This window comes from Xanthomonas sp. BRIP62409, from assembly GCF_003992965.1.
Taxonomy (GTDB): Bacteria; Pseudomonadota; Gammaproteobacteria; order Xanthomonadales; family Xanthomonadaceae; genus Xanthomonas; species Xanthomonas euroxanthea.
On record NZ_QEZJ01000036.1, the window covers coordinates 1 to 16,834 of the forward strand.

Genomic DNA, 16,834 nt, shown 5'->3' on the forward strand with positions numbered 1-16,834 from the left:
TGCGGCGTGTCCTGCGGGGGTGGGCGGGCAAGGGCCCTGCAGCAAGGCCTCGGATCAGCCGCCTTACGACTGATCGTATCTGCATGGGCGCACCGCGGTGGTCGGAGGGCACGGACCCAGCAGCCAGTTGCAGATCAGCCTGCCCACGCACGCTCCAATCGCAGCAGCAGACCCGCCGCCTTGCGAGCGGGTCTATCTACACTGCCCAGCCACGCCACCACAGCCGCCGGGCACGCCGGGTCAGCTGCGCTTGGCGCGTGCGAATGCGGCGGCCAGCGCGTTGTCGGCCGGCGGTGCAGTGATGCGTGGCTTGTTGTTGCCCTGTGCCGGGCCACGTCCACCGCCACCGTCGCGCCTGCCCTGCCCCGGGCCGCCGCTGCCGCGCTGATCGCGCGATTGGGCTGCGCCATCGGCCGGTGGAGGCGTGTCGGACAGACGGCAGGTCAGTGCGATGCGTTTGCGCGCCACGTCCACTTCCAGCACCTTGACCTTGACGATGTCGCCGGCCTTGACCACATCGCGCGGATCCTTGACGAAGGTGTCCGACAACGCGGAGATGTGCACCAAGCCATCCTGGTGCACGCCGATATCGACGAACGCACCGAATGCGGCCACGTTGCTGACCACGCCTTCGAGCACCATGCCGGGCTTGAGGTGCTTGATGTCCTCGATGCCTTCGGCGAACTGCGCGGCCTTGAACTCGGGACGCGGATCACGGCCGGGTTTTTCCAGCTCCTTGAGGATGTCGCGCACGGTCGGTACACCGAACTGTTCGTCGGTGAACAGCTCCGGCTTGAGTCCGCGCAGAAAGCTGCCGTCGCCCAGCAAGGCCTTGATCGGCTTGCCGGTGCTGCCGACGATACGCTCGACCACCGGATAGGCTTCCGGGTGCACCGCCGAGACGTCCAGCGGCTCGTCGCCATCGGCGATGCGCAGGAAACCGGCGCATTGTTCGAAGGTCTTCTCGCCCAGACGCGGCACCTTGAGCAGGTCCTTGCGGCGCTTGAACGGGCCGTTGTCGTCGCGATGGCGCACGATGTTTTCCGCCACCGTGCTCGACAGCCCGGACACCCGCGACAGCAACGCCGCCGAAGCGGTGTTGACGTACACGCCGACCGCGTTGACGCAGTCTTCCACGCGCGCTTCCAGCGCCTTGGCCAAGCGATACTGGTCCACGTCGTGCTGGTACTGGCCCACGCCGATCGCCTTGGGTTCGATCTTGACCAGCTCGGCCAGCGGGTCCTGCAGGCGTCGCGCGATCGACACCGCGCCGCGCAGCGACACGTCCAGGGTGGGGAACTCCTTGGCCGCAAATTCGGACGCCGAATACACCGACGCCCCCGCTTCGCTGACCACGATCTTCTGCAGCTTGCTCGCCCCGCACAGCGCGATCGCCTCACCGGCGAGCTTGTCGGTTTCGCGGCTGGCAGTGCCGTTGCCGATCGCGATCAGCTCCACGTTGTGCTGCAGGCACAGCTTCTTGATCGTCTGCAGCGACTGGTCCCATTGCCGCTTGGGCTCATGCGGATAAATCGTCTCGGTGGCCACCAGCTTGCCGGTGGCATCGACCACGGCGATCTTGCAGCCGGTGCGGATACCGGGGTCCAGCCCCAGCACCACGCGCGGGCCGGCCGGCGCGGCCAGCATCAGGTCCTTGAGATTGTCGCCGAACACGGCGATCGCCTCGGCCTCGGCCTTTTCGCGCGCCTGGTTGAACAGGTCCAGCAGCAGATGCATGTGCAGCTTGGCGCGCCAGGTCAGCCGGCAGGCATCCAGCAGCCAGCGGTCGGCCGGGCGGTTCTGGTTGGAAATGCCGGCGTTGCGCGCCACACGCCCTTCGGCGTACTGATGGCCGGCCTCGGCATCGTTGCCCGGCTCCAGGTCCAGGTACAGGAACTCCTCGCGGCGCGCGCGAAACAGCGCCAACAGGCGGTGCGAGGGAATCCTGGACAGCGCTTCGGCGTGATCGAAGTAATCGCGGTACTTGGCGCCGGCCTCTTCCTTGCCCTCGGCAACGCGCGCGCGGATCACGCCGTTGTCGTTCAACCAGCCGCGCAGCTCGCCCACCAGGGCGGCGTCCTCGCCCCAGCGCTCCATCAGGATGGCGCGCGCGCCTTCCAGCGCCGCCTTGATATCGGCCACGCCCTTGTCTGCATCGATGAACGCAGCAGCAGCGACTTCCGGCGCCTGGTTCGGGTCGGCCAGCAGGCCATCGGCCAGCGGTTCCAGGCCGGCTTCGCGCGCGATCTGCGCGCGGGTGCGGCGCTTGGGCTTGTAAGGCAGGTACAGATCTTCCAGCCGCGACTTGGTGTCGGCCGCCACGATCTCACCACGCAATTCGTCGCTGAGCTTGCCCTGCTCGCCAATGCTGGCCAGGATCGCCGCGCGCCGTTCTTCCAGCTCGCGCAGATAGGTCAGGCGCGTTTCCAGATTGCGCAGTTGCGTATCGTCCAGCCCGCCGGTGACTTCCTTGCGGTAGCGGGCAATGAACGGAACGCTGGCGCCTTCGTCGAGAAGGGCGATGGCGGCGCGCGCCTGGGCGGGTTGGGCACCGATCTCGTCGGCGATGGTGCGAGCGATCTGCTGGGCAAGCTGGCTATCGTGCATGGCGGCGCGGCCAAAGCCGCTTCACTGAAAAAAGCATTTTCGCAGTGCTGGCCCGCCGCGGGAACCCGTTGACAGGATCACCGTAAACCTGTGCCGGCGCACACTGAAGTGACTGCCCAGGCTTGAAGTAGCTGGCTGGATGTCACGACGTCTCCGCGCGGGCGTGGCTGCATGCTGCAGCCCGGAGCGATACCTGCTGGTGCAGGGCTCCCGGTACGCCCGTCAGCCTGTACGCGGCGGCGCCCGGTTGGCCGCGCTCAGCTGGCGCGTCCGGCGTAGTGGGTGGCAGCGCGCTCGACCAGGATGCTCTCGTGCAGCGACTCCAGCGCCATCACGCGGATCTTGCCGACGTCCTTCAGCGGCACCATGCGCTCGACATAGATCTCCGGCCCGGCGTCGGTCATTGCACGCGACTTGCTGAACCCGTAAGGCACAACACCCTTGTCGCCATCTTTGCTGCCACCGACATACAGAACGATCGACATGCCCACACCCTCGTTAACAACTGTGACTACGTTAGTGGCGCGAGCATACCGACCGTGCCGTGAGGAGCTTTCCACGCACGTTAACGCCGGCTGTTTGCGGTTTGGTGACCGCCGCATCCGGGCCAGCGCCTGCACGACCGCTTCACCCGGCCTGCCCGTCCAATTGCGCTCTGCCCGCACGTACGACACCGCATGGACCTCAAAAGTGGCTACCCGTTCTGGTCGATCCGCAACGGGCTGATGCGCGCCTACCCGCGTCTGGAACAGGACACCCAATGCGAAGTCGCCATCGTCGGTGGCGGTGTCACCGCCGCCTTGATCGCACACGAACTGCTCAAGCACGGGCACGAAGTGGTGGTGGTCGAGCAGCGCGAGATCGGCTGGGGCAGTACGTCGGCCAGCACTGCCTTGCTGCAGTACGAAATCGATACGCCGATGATCGCGCTGGCCAACCACTACGGCATGCCGGCCGCCGCGCTGGCATACGGGGCATGCGCGCAAGCCATCCTCGACCTGCAAGGCCTTTGCAATACGTTGGGCGGCTGCGACTTCAGCCGTCAGGACAGCCTCTACTATGCGAGCCGGTCGCGGGATCTCAACGACCTGCGCAGCGAACTGGATACGCGAAGAACCCACAAGCTTCCGGTGGAATGGATCGAGCGCGCACCCTTGTGGCACAACTACGGCGTGCGCTCGGAGGGCGCCATCCTCAGCCGCCTGGCCGCCGGCGTCGACCCGTACCGGCTGTGCTACCGCCTGTTTGCAGAAGGCGAGCAATACGGCGCGCGCATCTACGACCGCACCACGATTGCCGCCATCACACCCTATGACCAGCATGTTCAATTGCGCACCCAGGAGGGGGTCACGCTGCGCGCCCGGCACGTCATCCTGGCCGCGGGTTACGGAAACCAGCAATGGCTGTCGCAGCGCGTGGCACGCAACCGCAGCAGCTACGCATTCGTGACCGATCCCCTGCACGACAGCGACATGGGCGCGCTCAAGCACACCATGATGTGGGAAACCGCGCGGCCCTATCTCTACCTGCGCAGCACGCCGGATGGACGCGTGGTGGCCGGCGGCGAAGACGACAGCGTCGATCTTCCCGCGCGTCGCGATGCGCGTGTCATGGGCAAGCTGAAAACGCTGCTGAAGAAAATCCACCAGACGATGCCGGATATCACCTTGCGCCCGGTATTTGCCTGGGGCGGCACCTTTGCCGAAACCGCCGATGGATTGCCGTTCTTCGGCACGCATCCCGAACATGGGCCGCGGGTGTCGTTCGCCATGGCCTATGGCGGCAACGGCATCACCTATAGCGCCATCGGTGCAGGGTTACTGCGCGCACAACTGGAAGGCAGGCCTCACCCGTTGTCGGACCTGTTCGGTTTCTCGCGCTTGCGCTGAGCCCCCCATGGCCACCAGCCGTGGCCATGCAGCGCATATCCGTCGGCCGCCCGTTCCAGCGGATTGCGAACGTGGATGCCCCCGCACAGGAAATACACCGGCAGAAACAGCGGGCCGAGCAGCATGTACTGATAGACATGGGCCCGCTCATGATCGCCCAGGCGCACCAGCGGGTGCCGGCAAAGCCCGGCGGCATGCGCATAGGTGCTGCATTGCAGGTCGAGCGAGGCGCCCTTGAGCAGGATCACATTGCCCAGCGTCATCGCCCCGCCCGGCCCCCATGGCCAGGCATGGAACACGATTGCGAGTTCCGCACCGGACCAGCGCGGACGCGCGCCGAAGCAACTGCCCGTGGCGCCGATCGCAAGACCGAGCACGGTGTTGGGCAGCGTCCACACCGCGCCCAGCACATGCAGCGCGGACCACCCGCGCCGGGCGGGCGTCAGTCGGCCTGGTTGGGGATCAGCAGCCACAGGATCAGATAGACCAGGATGCCGGGAAACGCCGCCGAGGCGATCGAAACGATCACGAACAGCACGCGCAGCAGCGTGGAACTCCAGCCGAAGCGGCGGGCGATGCCGCCGACGACGCCGGCGATCATGCGATCGTTGAGGGAACGGGACAATGCGGTGGTCGTGGCCATGGAAGGCTCCTTCGAACGTGGCGCCCAGTCTAGAAAGCGCAGCGACAGCGCGTCGTGATGGCTGCAGCGTCTGGTCTCACGTGCAGCGCAACGCGAACTCGCCTCACGCGTTGCCGCCCCGCTCCTGCAACCAACGGTGGATCGCCACCGGCACTTCGCGCTGCGCGCGCCCGGAGACATAGATGCCGATATGCCCGCCACGGAAACTCAGCTCGGTGTAGTCGTCGCTGCCGACCAGGCCACGCAATGCACGCGAGGCGTCGGGCGGCACCAGATGATCGTGTTCGGCATAGATGTTGAGCACCGGCATGTCCACCGCCTGCAGATCGACCGCCTCCCCGCCGATGTGCACCTGCCCGGTCACCAGGCCATTGCGCTGATAGAACTGGGTGACGAACTCGCGGAAGGCCTCGCCGGCCAGGTCGGGCGAATCGAAGATCCACTTTTCCATGCGCAGGAAATCTTCCAGTGCCTGCTTGTCGTCGAGGATGTCGAGCAAGCCGACGTATTTCTGCAGATTCAGGCGGAACGGCTTGAGCATCAGGTAACTGGCGTTCATCAGATCCGCCGGCACGTTGCCCATGGTGTCCACGAACAGATCCACATCGACCATGCGCGCCCAGTTGGAGAGCATGTTGTCGGGGGTGTGGAAATCCACCGGCGTGACCATGGTGATCAGGTTGCGCACCTTCGGCCGCTGCAGCGCCGCATAGCACAGCGCAAACGTGCCGCCCTGGCAGATGCCGAGCACATCGACCGCCTCCAGCCCCGACTGCGCGCGCAAGTGATCCACCGCGCCATCGATATAGCGCAGCAGATAGTCCTCCAGCGTGAGGTAACGCTCGGAGCGGTCCGGGTAGCCCCAGTCCAGCACGTAGACGTCCTGGCCGTGGCCCAGCAGGCCTTTGACCAGCGAGCGGTCGGCCTGCAGGTCGACCATGTAGGGGCGGTTGACCAGCGCATAGACGATCAGCAGCGGCGTCCTGGCCACCGGCGCCTGCTCGCCGACAAAGCGGTATAGCACCACCTTGCCGTCGCGCCAGATTTCCTCGCGCTCGGTCACCCCGTAATCCACGTCTTCCACGCCGGGCAGCAACTTGAGCCCCTCGCGCAGCTTGCGCTGCATCGACAGGGTTTCCTGCATCAGGTCTTCGGCGCTGAATCCCAACGGGCCTTTCATGCCTGCGCTCCCCGTGGCTTGCGTGCGGCCGGCGTGCCGGGGGATGTGCCGCCGGAACGCCTGGAGGTGTTTTTCGACACCTTCGTGTCTTTCGTGTCTTTGCCTGGGACGGTCTTCGCCGGCGATTTCCTGACGGCCGGCGGCCGGGGCGCAGCGTCCGCCCTGGCTGCCGGGGCGCGCTTGGCCGTGGCCGGCGCAACCGGGTCAGCCGCCGCTGCAGCGGGCTTGCCGGCCGGGCTGGCCGCGGTGCGCAGCAGGCGCCGCACCGCACGTTCCAGCTCGGCGATGCGGCGGTGCGCGGCGTCCATCTCCGAACGCGTGGGCATCCCGAAACGTTCGCTCAGCTGCTCCACTTCTTCCTGCAGCGCGGCGCGCAAGCGCATATGCGCATTGGCAAAGCCGCCGTACACCTCACGAAACTGGTCGGACAGCGCGACGTCGGCATATGACTCTTCGGCAGCCTCGATCCACAGGTCGAACAAGGCACGCGCGCTGGTCAGCTGACTGCCGCTGCTTTCGTGCTCGCCCAGCTTGGAGGCAAACCGCCCGAATGCCTGCTCGATGGCCGACTTGAGTTGTTCGCCATAGGCCTGCGACTGTGCCTGGTATTCCTGCTGCGCACGGGCCAGCGTCTGCAGGCGCGCCTGGTGATTGCGGTTCAGGCCGAACGCCGGCATGTCCAGCCACGGCGCGTTTTCCTCCCGCCACTTTGCCAGGGCCTGCGCGGCGTCCTGCAGCCACGGGTCGAAGCCGCCCGGGCTGCCGCCACGCAGCGAGCCCAGCGTCCATTGCATCAGCTGCTCGCCCTGCCCTTGCACGGCACGGCGCCAGGCCTCGGAGACCTCGTTGGCCGAGGTGTCGCGCCCGGCAAACTGCGCGGCCACCTGCTGCATGGTGCCAAACCAGTCGCCGGCCTGATGACGAAAGCGGTCGATCGCCTCCTGCGCCTGCGGTGCGGCCTGGGTGGGCAGCAGCTGCGACCACCAGTCCATCGCCTTGCGCCAATCCTGCGGTGGCTCGGTGCCCGGCCCCATGCCGGGAACGGCGCCGGGCTGCGCAGCGGCGCCGGACTGGCCGTGGCGCATGGCATCTCCCCAGGCGCTCCAGTACTGGCGCGCCTTGTCTTCGAAGTTGCCGTTGTCCGAACCGCTGGTTGCCATGATCCCTTCCCGTGACTGTCCACCAGCCATCCTACCGCGTGCGCCCGGCTGTACCGGTCAGGGTTTTGGGATCCGCAACGTCTTGCTGATCATCAGCGAGCCGGACACCGCAAACAGCAGCACCAACGGGTGGAACTGCCATGGCCCGAGCTGCCACTGGCCCCACCACAAGGTCTGGCCGATATGGCCACTGCTGGCGGCCACCGCCAGCAGGATCACCAGCAGCAGGCTGGTGGGAATCGGGGTGCCTTCGAAGTACGGCACCTTGTCGGCCTCGCCGGCGATCTCTTCGGCGGTGACGTTGTAGCGCGCCAGCCGGCTCACGCCGCAGCAGACGAAATAGCTCAGCACCAGCCAGTCCCAGCCGCCGCGCATGCCGCAGGCATAGCCCAGTGCCGCAGGCGCCACGCCGAACGAGATCACGTCGGCCAGTGAATCCAGCTCGCGGCCCAGGGTCGAGGACGCCTTGCGCCAGCGCGCCACGTGCCCGTCCAGCGCATCGAACACGAACGCCAGCGGGATCAGCGCCATGCCCAGCAGCAGGTCGCCGCGATGGCCTTCCTGCAGGAAACGCATCGACGCAAACACCGCGCCGGTGCCGCAGAAGGCGTTGGCCAGGGTGAACCAGTCCGCCAGTTGGAAATCGCGCAGCATCGAGAAATGGCGTTTCATGCGGAACCTGAGAAGTGCAAGGCGCAAAGGGTAACGCGCGCACGCCATGCAGGCGACCGTTTCGCGCCATGGGCTAGTCTGGCGGTCGACGCGGCCGGTCCGGCCGGGCACGATCAACGACGAGGACAGCATGAAGCGCAGCATCCTGATCACCGGCGCAGGCAGCGGTATCGGCGCCGGTATCGCCACCGAGCTGGCTGCCGGCGGCCACCACCTGATCGTCAGCGACATGGACCTGGCGGCGGCCGAACGCACGGCGCAGGGCCTGCGCGCGACCGGTGGCTCGGCCGAAGCGCTGGCGCTGGACGTCACCGACGAGCACAGCATCGCGCAGGCATTGGCAAGCGCGACGCGTGCGCCGCAGGTGCTGGTCAACAACGCAGGGCTGCAGCAGGTGTCGGCGCTGGAAGACTTCCCGATGCAGCGCTGGACCTTGCTGGTGGATGTGATGCTGACCGGCGCCGCACGGCTCGGCCGCGCGGTCCTGCCCGGCATGCGCGCGGCCGGCTACGGGCGCATCGTCAATATCGGCAGCATCCACTCGCTGGTCGCCAGCCCGTACAAGAGTGCGTATGTCGCCGCCAAGCACGGCCTGGTCGGCCTGGCCAAGGTCATCGCCCTGGAGACCGCCGACTGCGACATCACCGTCAACACGCTGTGCCCGAGCTACGTGCGCACCCCGCTGGTGGAGCGCCAGATCGCCGATCAGGCGCGCACGCGCGGCATCGCCGAAGAGGCGGTGATCCGCGATGTGATGCTCAAGCCGATGCCCAAGGGCGCCTTCATCGACTACGACGAACTCGCCGGCACGGTCGCGTTCCTGATGTCGCATGCCGCGCGCAACATCACCGGGCAGGCGATCGCCATCGATGGCGGCTGGACCGCGCAGTAAGCACGGCTGGCGAAATTTTCACCAGCCGACGTGGCGGCCTTGCGCCGCAAGGCGCGCACGCAGTTGTCCACAGACTTGCGCAGGATCCATCCACAGCGGGTGTGGAGAAATGCGTGGAGACGAATGCGACCGGCATGTGGCCACAGCGTGCAACGCCGCTTGCGCTTGCGCTCGCCAACCTTGTCCTGCGTGCATTGCCGTCACTGACCGAACTACACGGTCTAGGGAAGACAAGAACGGTCTAGGGAAGACAAGAAACAGTGCGCAGGCGCAGGAAGACACCGGCGGCCATCCGGCTGCGGCCGCGCTCGCCTGACGACTGCACCTGACTGGATCGCCACTCAGACGCGCGAGTACGTCCACGACTGCATGCGTCCGTCGCGATACGGCATCACGCCATGAAACGGGCGCGGGTCGCCATCGAAGACCAGCGGCAGGAAATTACGGTCGCCCTCCCACATCGGCACCTGGTCCATGCGGTCGATCGCCACCCACTCCAGCGTGCCTTCCGGGTTGGAGGCCTGAGGCTCGCCTTCGAAGCTGTGGATCAGGAACACGAAGCCCAGCCAGTCCTCGCCATGCTTGCCGAATCCCGGCCAGCTGATGGTGCCGCGCAGTTGCATGTCTCCGCACTCCACACCGGCCTCTTCGCGAATTTCGCGGCGCATGCCGGCCAGCACGTCTTCGTCCGGCTCCACCTTGCCGCCGAGACCGTTGTACTTGCCCAGGTGCTGATCGCCGGGGCGGGCATTGCGATGGATCATCAGGACCTGGGTGCCGTCGGGCGACAACAGGTAACCGAGCGTGGCGACGATGGGGGTATAGGGCATGGCGGGCGATCTGACATCGAGCGCATCAGTATGACCGATGCCGCCCAAGCGGCGTGGCGCAGACTCAGCCGGCCGCGGCCTGCGCACCGGGGCGCGGTGGCGCCACGTACTCGGCATCCAGGCGCAAGGTGGCCACGCCATGGCCGCGCTCGGCCAGATAGTCCAGCCACTTGCCCAGGAAGGTGTTCATGCGCATGCGGTGGCTGATCAGCTCGGCCGGCGGCGGGAACAGTCCCATCACGTCCTGCCAGCGACGGCCGACATAGCAATGGGTGGTCTCGGCCTGGCGGGCATCGCGGTACAGCCGCACATAGGCCGACGGGTCCGGCTCGCCGGTCACCGGGTCGCACAGGTCGTAGGTCAGCCGCAGCTCGACCGTGTAGCGGTGGCATTCGATCACGTCCAGACGCAGATCCAGGCCATCGCCGATCGAGGACACGTAGGAGCCAGGAGCGAGGTCGGCCGGTGCGAACAACCGGGTCAGGTGCTGGAAGTTTTCTGCGTACAAGCCCATCAGCCAGCCGAACCGGCTCAACTTGGGGATGCGTTCGAGTTTACTCAGTGCTTGCGCCATGAACCGATCCTACACGCTGCGCTGCCGCACGGGCAGCATTGACGACCGGCCACCGGCAGGCCTACCTTGGCGGAGCACTGCCCCGCCCGCTGTGTTTCCTTGACGCTTGCCAACAGACCGTAATACGTCGCGGCAGGACCTGGTTGTGAAGATGCAACGCGCCTCCCCATCCCGAATCCCGCCACACAAATCCCCGCCTCAAAACATCTCGCGTTGCAGCCCCAGCGTGGACAACACCTTGCTGGAAATCTCCTCGATCGAGGTATTGGTGGTGCTCAAGGTCGGAATGCGCTCCATCTGGAACATGCGCTCGGCGGTGGCCACCTCGCGCCGGCAGGTCTCCGCCGCGCTGTAGCGTGAATTGGCACGCCGCTCCTGGCGGATCTGCTGCAACCGCTCCGGGTCGATGGTCAGGCCGAACAGCTTGCTGCGGTAGTTGCGCAGGCGCGGCGGCAGGCGCTCGTTTTCCAGATCTTCCTCGGTCAACGGATAGTTGGCGGCGCGGATGCCGTAATGCAATGCCAGGTAGATGCAGGTCGGCGTCTTGCCGGCGCGCGACACCGCCACCAGGATCACGTCGGCCTCGTCGTAATTGAGTGCGATGCCGTCATCGTGGCTCAGCGCAAAGTTCATCGCGTTGATGCGGCGGTGATAGGTCTCGAAATCCACCATGCCGTGCGCACGCCCCACCCGCGAATGCCGCGGCGCATTGAGCTCGCGCTCCAGCGGTTCGATGAAGGGCGCGAACACGTCCAGCATCAGGGCGCCGCTTTCGGCCAGGATCATGCTCAGTTGGGGATCGACGCAGGAATTGACCACCACCGGGCGCACCTGGTACCGCTCGCCTGCCGCGCGCACGCGCAACGCCGCATCGCGCGCTTTTTCTGCATCATCAATGAACGACATGCGGTCGGTGACGAAGTTGAATCCGCTGAACTGCGTGAGCAGGCTATGCCCAATCGTTTCAGCGGTGATACCGGTTCCATCGGAGACGTAGAACACCGGCCGAATTGTTGACATCAAGACCACCTCTTTGAACTGGTGTCCAAAACTTACGGGTTCATGCTTGTGCAGATTCCGCTGTGCACTGCATCATAGCGGCTTCTTCCTACGGACGCGGCCATCCAGCCCGCTCGGGCGATGGCCATACGGAGCATCGCGCTTGAACGAGAATATCCTGTGGTTGCATGAGCTACGCCTGGCCGATCTGGCCCGCGTAGGCGGTAAGAATTCCTCGCTCGGCGAGATGATCGGCAACCTGGCCGGGCTTGGCGTTTCGGTTCCCGGTGGATATGCGACCACTGCCGAAGCTTTCAAGGACTTCATCGCGCATAACGATCTGTCCAAGCGGATCTTCGACAAGCTTGCAACGCTGGACGTCGAAGACGTTGGCGCCCTCACCATCGCCGGCAAGGAAATCCGCGGCTGGGTGATCGATGCGCCGCTGCAACCGGAACTGGACCGCGACATCCGCACCGCCTACGCACAGCTGTGCGCGGAAAACGGTGGCGGCGAGGTGGCCGTGGCGGTGCGTTCGTCGGCCACCGCCGAAGATCTGCCCGATGCCTCGTTCGCCGGTCAGCAGGAAACCTTCCTCAATGTCACCGGCGCCGACGATGTCGTGCACAAGGTCAAGGAAGTGTTCGCCAGCCTCTACAACGATCGTGCGATCGCCTATCGCGTGCATCATGGTTTCAAGCACGAAGACGTGTTCCTGTCGGCCGGCGTGCAGTTGATGGTGCGCTCGGGCGTCGGTGCGGCCGGCGTGCTGTTCACCCTGGACACCGAATCGGGCTTCCGCGATGTGGTGTTCGTCACCTCCAGCTTCGGCCTGGGCGAGATGGTCGTGCAGGGCGCGGTCAACCCGGACGAGTTCTATGTCTACAAGCCCACGCTGACTGCGGGCAAGCCGGCAATCCTGCGCCGCTCGCTCGGCAGCAAGGCGATCCGCATGGTCTATTCGGACGTGCCCGGCGAGCGCGTGCGTACCGAAGACACGCCGGTGGAACTGCGCAGCACCTTCTCGATCAGCGACGAAGACGTGCAGGAGCTCTCCAAGCAGGCACTGGTGATCGAAAAGCATTACGGCCGCCCGATGGATATCGAGTGGGCCAAGGACGGTGTCAGCGGCAAGCTGTTCATCGTGCAGGCGCGCCCGGAGACCGTGAAATCGCGCAGCCATGCCACCCAGATCGAGCGTTTCTCGCTGGAAGCCAAGGACGCCAAGGTCCTGGTCGAGGGCCGTGCGGTGGGCGCCAAGATCGGCAGCGGCGTGGCCCGCGTGGTGCGTTCGCTGGACGACATGAATCGCGTGCAGGCCGGCGATGTGTTGATCGCCGACATGACCGATCCCGATTGGGAGCCGGTGATGAAGCGAGCCTCGGCCATCGTCACCAACCGCGGCGGCCGCACCTGCCACGCGGCGATCATCGCGCGCGAACTCGGCGTGCCGGCCGTGGTCGGCTCGGGCAACGCCACCGACGTGATCAGCGACGGCCAGGAAGTGACGGTCAGCTGCGCCGAAGGCGATACCGGCTTCATCTACGACGGCCTGCTGCCGTTCGAGCGCACCACCACCGACCTGGGCAACATGCCGCCTGCCCCGCTCAAGATCATGATGAACGTGGCCAACCCCGAGCGCGCGTTCGACTTCGGCCAGCTGCCCAACGCCGGCATCGGCCTGGCACGCCTGGAAATGATCATTGCCGCGCATATCGGCATCCATCCCAACGCGCTGCTGGAGTACGACAAGCAGGACGCCGACGTCCGCAAGAAGATCGACGCCAAGACCGCCGGCTACGGCGATCCGGTGAGCTTCTACGTCAATCGCCTGGCCGAGGGCATCGCGACGCTGACCGCCTCGGTGGCGCCGAACACGGTGATCGTGCGCCTGTCGGACTTCAAGTCCAACGAGTACGCCAACCTGATCGGCGGCACGCGCTACGAGCCGCATGAAGAGAACCCGATGATCGGCTTCCGTGGCGCCAGCCGCTACGTCGACCCGTCCTTCACCAAGGCCTTCTCGCTGGAGTGCAAGGCGGTGCTGAAGGTGCGCAACGAGATGGGCCTGGACAACCTCTGGGTGATGATCCCGTTCGTGCGTACGCTGGAAGAAGGCCGCAAGGTAATCGAGGTGCTGGAGCAGAACGGGCTCAAGCAGGGCGAGAACGGTCTGAAGATCATCATGATGTGCGAGCTGCCGTCCAACGCGTTGCTGGCCGATGAATTCCTGGAGATCTTCGACGGTTTCTCGATCGGCTCCAACGACCTGACCCAGCTGACCCTGGGCCTGGACCGCGATTCGTCGATCGTGGCGCATCTGTTCGACGAGCGGAATCCGGCGGTCAAGAAGCTGCTGTCGATGGCGATCAAGTCGGCGCGCGCCAAGGGCAAGTACGTGGGCATCTGCGGCCAGGGGCCGTCGGATCACCCGGAGCTGGCCGAGTGGCTGATGCAGGAAGGCATCGAGTCGGTGTCGCTGAATCCTGACACCGTGGTCGATACCTGGCTGCGTCTGGCCAAGCTGAAGAGCGAGAGCTGATGGGCATGCTGGGTGCAGTGGCGGCGGCGGCTGGAGCCGTCGCCGCAAGGCCGGTGGCGACCAAGGCGGCGGAGCCGGCGTTCAACTGGGCAAACATCCCGTGGGCGCAGTACGTGCTCAACTGGGGACTGGCCCTGCTGATCGTGGTGGTCGGCATGTGGCTGGCCAAGCAACTCAGCCAGTGGCTGCACCGTGCGCTGACCCGCGCGCGCGTGGAGATCACGCTGACCAACTTCCTGCGCAATGTGCTGTATGCGTTGTTGCTGGTGCTGGTCTTCGTCACTGCGTTGAGCAAGATCGGTGTGCCGCCGACCTCGCTGATCGCAGTGCTGGGTGCAGCCGGCCTGGCGGTTGGTCTGGCGTTGAAGGATTCGCTGTCCAATATCGCTGCAGGCGTGATGCTGATCGTGCTGCGGCCGATGCGCGATGGCGACCACGTGGTGATTGCCGGCCAGGAGGGCATCGTCGACGAGATCAGGATCTTCCAGACGCGGATCCGTTCGTTCGACGAGCGCATGATTACCCTGCCCAACAGCACGATCACCACCTCGCCGATCGTCAACTACAGCACCCTGCCCAACCGGCGCCTGGAAGTGACGGTGGGCGTGGGCTACGGCGACGATCTGAAAAAAGCCCAGCAGCTGTTGCTGCAGATTGCCAAGGACAATCCGAACCTCCTGGAGTCGCCGGCACCGTTCGTGCAGGTCACCAACCTGGGCGAAAGCACGGTGGACCTGATGTTGTTCGCATATGCGACCAACGGCAATTTCGGCGCAGCCAAGAGCACCACGCTGGAACAGATCCGCAACCAGTTGCTGGAAAACGGGCTCAATATCCCGTATCCGCAGCGCGACCTGCACGTGTACCACCACGATGCCGACGGCAAGCCGATCTCCGACCTGCTGCTGAGAGGCATCGCCGACGATGGCGACCTGAGCAAGGGGCCGTCGCTGGCACGCTGACGTGCTGGATGGCGTGACGCAAAAGCAAAAGGCCGCATCGAAGGATGCGGCCTTCTTGCTGGATGCGCTGGCACCGTGTGCGTCTGGCTACGCGGTCAGCGGCGAACCCCGCGCGCTGCTCGGCGCACGCAGGCCGCAACTGGGCACGTCAACACGCCACGCCCACCGCGTGCAACACCGCAGCTAGCGCTCAGCCCTGCGCCTTTGCCTGGGAATCGCCGCCCAACGCGCCCATGAACTGGCGGTAGTGCCGCAGCTCGTCGATCGAATCGCGCACATCGCTCAGGGCGGTGTGCGCCGAGCTCTTGGCAACCCCATTGGCCACCGTCGGCGCCCAGCGCCGTGCCAGCTCCTTGATGGTGGACACGTCCAGGTTGCGGTAATGGAAATAGCGCTCCAGGCGCGACATCTGGCGGTGCAGGAAGCGGCGATCCTGGCAGATCGAGTTGCCGCACATCGGCGAGGCACCGGCGCGGATCCACTCGCCCAGGAAGGCCACCGTCTGCGCTTCTGCCTGGGCATGGGTGACCTGGCTGTCGAGCACACGCTGCCACAGGCCCGAACGGCGGTGCTGGTTGCGGTTCCATTCGTCCATGGCTTCCAGCGTTGCCAGCGGATGGGCGATGGCCAGTTCCGGCCCTTCGGCAAGCACGTTCAACTGCGCATCGGTCACGATGGTGGCGATCTCGATGATGGAATCGCGATCGGTATCCAGGCCGGTCATTTCCAGATCGATCCAGATCAGTCGGTCGTTGCCTGCAAGGGTGTCTGCCATGTCGCCGTCCTGTGGAGGGCCGTCGCCGGCCAGATGCTGAAGGGCGCGCATCATACCGCGGCCGCGCCGCTCAGGGCGCGAGGGGCGGCTTGCCACGCTTGGCCCTGAAGTAATTGGTCAGCCGCAGCCCCGCCTCGGCGGCCAGGACGCCACCACTGACCTGCACGCGGTGGTTGTGGCGCGGGTCGGCGGGCAGGTCGAACACGCTGCCGCAGGCGCCGGTCTTGGGGTCGCTGGCAGCGAATACCACCCGGGCGATACGCGCATGGATCATCGCCATTGCGCACATCGCGCACGGCTCCAGCGTGACGTACAGCGTGCAGCCGATCAGCCGATGGTTGGCCAGGTGGCGGCCGCCTTCGCGCATGGCCATGATCTCCGCATGCGCGCTGGGATCGTGGCTGGCGATATTGAAGTTCCAGCCTTCGCCCAGCACGTTGCCCTGCGCATCGATCAGCAGCGCGCCGACCGGGATCTCGTCAAAGTCGCGTTCGGCACGCTCGGCCAGCTGCAGGGCGCGTTGCATCCACTGTCGGTCGATAAGCGCCTGCGCCGCGTCGACCGACGTCTCCACCCGCATGCTCACGCGGCGCTGCCGCCCTGGCGATCCAGGAACGCGGCGAACGCGGCCACGGTGGCTTCGCTGACATGGTGCTCGATGCCTTCGGCATCGCGCCGCGCGGTGGCCTCGTCGATGCCCAGCGCAAGCAGGAAGCGTTCGACGATCTGATGGCGCTGCCGGCTGGACGCGGCCAGCGCCTCGCCGGCCGGGGTCAGGAACACCCCGCGGTAGGGGCGCTGCACCACCCAGCCGTCGCGCACCAGCCGCTTGAGCATCTTGGCCACGGTCGGCTGGGCCACGCCCAGGCGTGCGGCGATATCGACCTGGCGCGCCTCACCGCCGTCGACCAGCAGATCGGAGATCAGCTCCACGTAGTCCTCGACCAGCTCGGCGCGACGCGCCTCGCGCACCTGACGGAAGCTCTCCATGTGCACCTGCGCGTCGATCAGCGCCGGCGCGGCTGCTTCCAGCTTTTCGCTCTTGCCCACCCTCATCCCCGTCATCACGTCCGGCGCCAGTGCCGGGATGCGTAGTTTGAAGCACGCAG

At 66.0% G+C, this 16,834-nt stretch carries 17 protein-coding genes; 4 read left to right on the forward strand and 13 right to left on the reverse strand.

Features of this window, described 5'->3' with window-relative positions; all coding sequences use genetic code 11:
- Positions 1-240 precede the first annotated feature (240 nt).
- Positions 241-2,607, reverse strand: a complete 2,367-nt coding sequence (locus EO170_RS20610; protein WP_104582546.1) for a Tex family protein — start codon at positions 2,605-2,607, stop codon at positions 241-243.
- Positions 2,608-2,864: 257 nt separating this feature from the next.
- On the reverse strand, positions 2,865-3,092 hold the full coding sequence (locus EO170_RS20615) for a hypothetical protein (protein ID WP_016904406.1): 228 nt from the start codon (positions 3,090-3,092) through the stop codon (positions 2,865-2,867).
- Positions 3,093-3,284: 192 nt separating this feature from the next.
- On the opposite strand from EO170_RS20615, the gene EO170_RS20620 reads away from it, so the two are divergent.
- Positions 3,285-4,496, forward strand: a complete 1,212-nt coding sequence (locus EO170_RS20620) for an FAD-dependent oxidoreductase (RefSeq protein WP_126947817.1) — start codon at positions 3,285-3,287, stop codon at positions 4,494-4,496.
- Here the strand turns inward: EO170_RS20620 and EO170_RS20625 are convergent.
- From EO170_RS20625 to EO170_RS20645, 5 genes are all read right to left on the reverse strand, one after another.
- Positions 4,454-4,942: a hypothetical protein gene (locus EO170_RS20625; RefSeq protein ID WP_164741126.1), complete on the reverse strand. Its 489-nt coding sequence runs from the start codon at positions 4,940-4,942 to the stop codon at positions 4,454-4,456. The genes EO170_RS20620 and EO170_RS20625 overlap by 43 nt on opposite strands.
- Positions 4,939-5,139: a PspC domain-containing protein gene (locus EO170_RS20630; protein WP_016904409.1), complete on the reverse strand. Its 201-nt coding sequence runs from the start codon at positions 5,137-5,139 to the stop codon at positions 4,939-4,941. The genes EO170_RS20625 and EO170_RS20630 overlap by 4 nt, the downstream gene beginning before the upstream one ends.
- Positions 5,140-5,242: 103 nt before the next feature.
- Positions 5,243-6,319 carry a class III poly(R)-hydroxyalkanoic acid synthase subunit PhaC gene (locus EO170_RS20635; RefSeq protein ID WP_126947820.1) on the reverse strand — a complete coding sequence of 359 codons (1,077 nt, stop codon included), beginning with the start codon at positions 6,317-6,319 and terminating at the stop codon, positions 5,243-5,245.
- Complete coding sequence (gene phaE, locus EO170_RS20640) at positions 6,316-7,482, reverse strand: class III poly(R)-hydroxyalkanoic acid synthase subunit PhaE (protein ID WP_164741127.1); 1,167 nt, start codon at positions 7,480-7,482, stop codon at positions 6,316-6,318. Before phaE ends, EO170_RS20635 begins: the two co-directional genes overlap by 4 nt.
- Before the next feature lie 54 nt (positions 7,483-7,536).
- Positions 7,537-8,199, reverse strand: a complete 663-nt coding sequence (locus EO170_RS20645) for a CDP-alcohol phosphatidyltransferase family protein (protein ID WP_180497015.1) — start codon at positions 8,197-8,199, stop codon at positions 7,537-7,539.
- 82 nt (positions 8,200-8,281) lie between these two features.
- Between EO170_RS20645 and EO170_RS20650 the strand changes: the two genes are divergently transcribed.
- Positions 8,282-9,043 carry a 3-hydroxybutyrate dehydrogenase gene (locus EO170_RS20650; RefSeq protein ID WP_126942109.1) on the forward strand — a complete coding sequence of 254 codons (762 nt, stop codon included), beginning with the start codon at positions 8,282-8,284 and terminating at the stop codon, positions 9,041-9,043.
- A gap of 341 nt (positions 9,044-9,384) precedes the next feature.
- Here EO170_RS20650 and EO170_RS20655 read toward each other — a convergent pair whose 3' ends face one another.
- The 3 genes from EO170_RS20655 to EO170_RS20665 all read right to left on the reverse strand — a co-directional run bounded on the left by EO170_RS20655 (position 9,385) and on the right by EO170_RS20665 (position 11,467).
- On the reverse strand, positions 9,385-9,873 hold the full coding sequence (locus EO170_RS20655) for an 8-oxo-dGTP diphosphatase (RefSeq protein ID WP_104582543.1): 489 nt from the start codon (positions 9,871-9,873) through the stop codon (positions 9,385-9,387).
- 64 nt (positions 9,874-9,937) lie between these two features.
- Positions 9,938-10,447, reverse strand: coding sequence for a DUF1249 domain-containing protein (locus tag EO170_RS20660; protein WP_104582542.1), 510 nt, complete (start codon positions 10,445-10,447; stop codon positions 9,938-9,940).
- A gap of 198 nt (positions 10,448-10,645) precedes the next feature.
- On the reverse strand, positions 10,646-11,467 hold the full coding sequence (locus EO170_RS20665) for a pyruvate, water dikinase regulatory protein (RefSeq protein ID WP_024939184.1): 822 nt from the start codon (positions 11,465-11,467) through the stop codon (positions 10,646-10,648).
- A gap of 142 nt (positions 11,468-11,609) precedes the next feature.
- On the opposite strand from EO170_RS20665, the gene ppsA reads away from it, so the two are divergent.
- The gene (ppsA, locus tag EO170_RS20670; RefSeq protein WP_104582541.1) at positions 11,610-13,988 is read left to right on the forward strand and encodes a phosphoenolpyruvate synthase; all 2,379 of its coding nucleotides are present in this window, start codon (positions 11,610-11,612) and stop codon (positions 13,986-13,988) included.
- Positions 13,988-14,950, forward strand: a complete 963-nt coding sequence (locus EO170_RS20675; RefSeq protein WP_104648934.1) for a mechanosensitive ion channel family protein — start codon at positions 13,988-13,990, stop codon at positions 14,948-14,950. Before ppsA ends, EO170_RS20675 begins: the two co-directional genes overlap by 1 nt.
- 190 nt (positions 14,951-15,140) lie before the next feature.
- Here the strand turns inward: EO170_RS20675 and orn are convergent, their stop codons facing one another.
- From orn to mntR, 3 genes are all read right to left on the reverse strand, one after another.
- Complete coding sequence (gene orn, locus EO170_RS20680) at positions 15,141-15,725, reverse strand: oligoribonuclease (RefSeq protein ID WP_126942116.1); 585 nt, start codon at positions 15,723-15,725, stop codon at positions 15,141-15,143.
- A 70-nt stretch (positions 15,726-15,795) separates the two neighbouring features.
- Positions 15,796-16,305 carry a tRNA adenosine(34) deaminase TadA gene (gene tadA / locus EO170_RS20685; RefSeq protein ID WP_126947892.1) on the reverse strand — a complete coding sequence of 170 codons (510 nt, stop codon included), beginning with the start codon at positions 16,303-16,305 and terminating at the stop codon, positions 15,796-15,798.
- 2 nt (positions 16,306-16,307) lie between these two features.
- Positions 16,308-16,775, reverse strand: a complete 468-nt coding sequence (gene mntR / locus EO170_RS20690) for a manganese-binding transcriptional regulator MntR (RefSeq protein ID WP_024939187.1) — start codon at positions 16,773-16,775, stop codon at positions 16,308-16,310.
- Between the last annotated feature and the right edge of the window lie 59 nt (positions 16,776-16,834).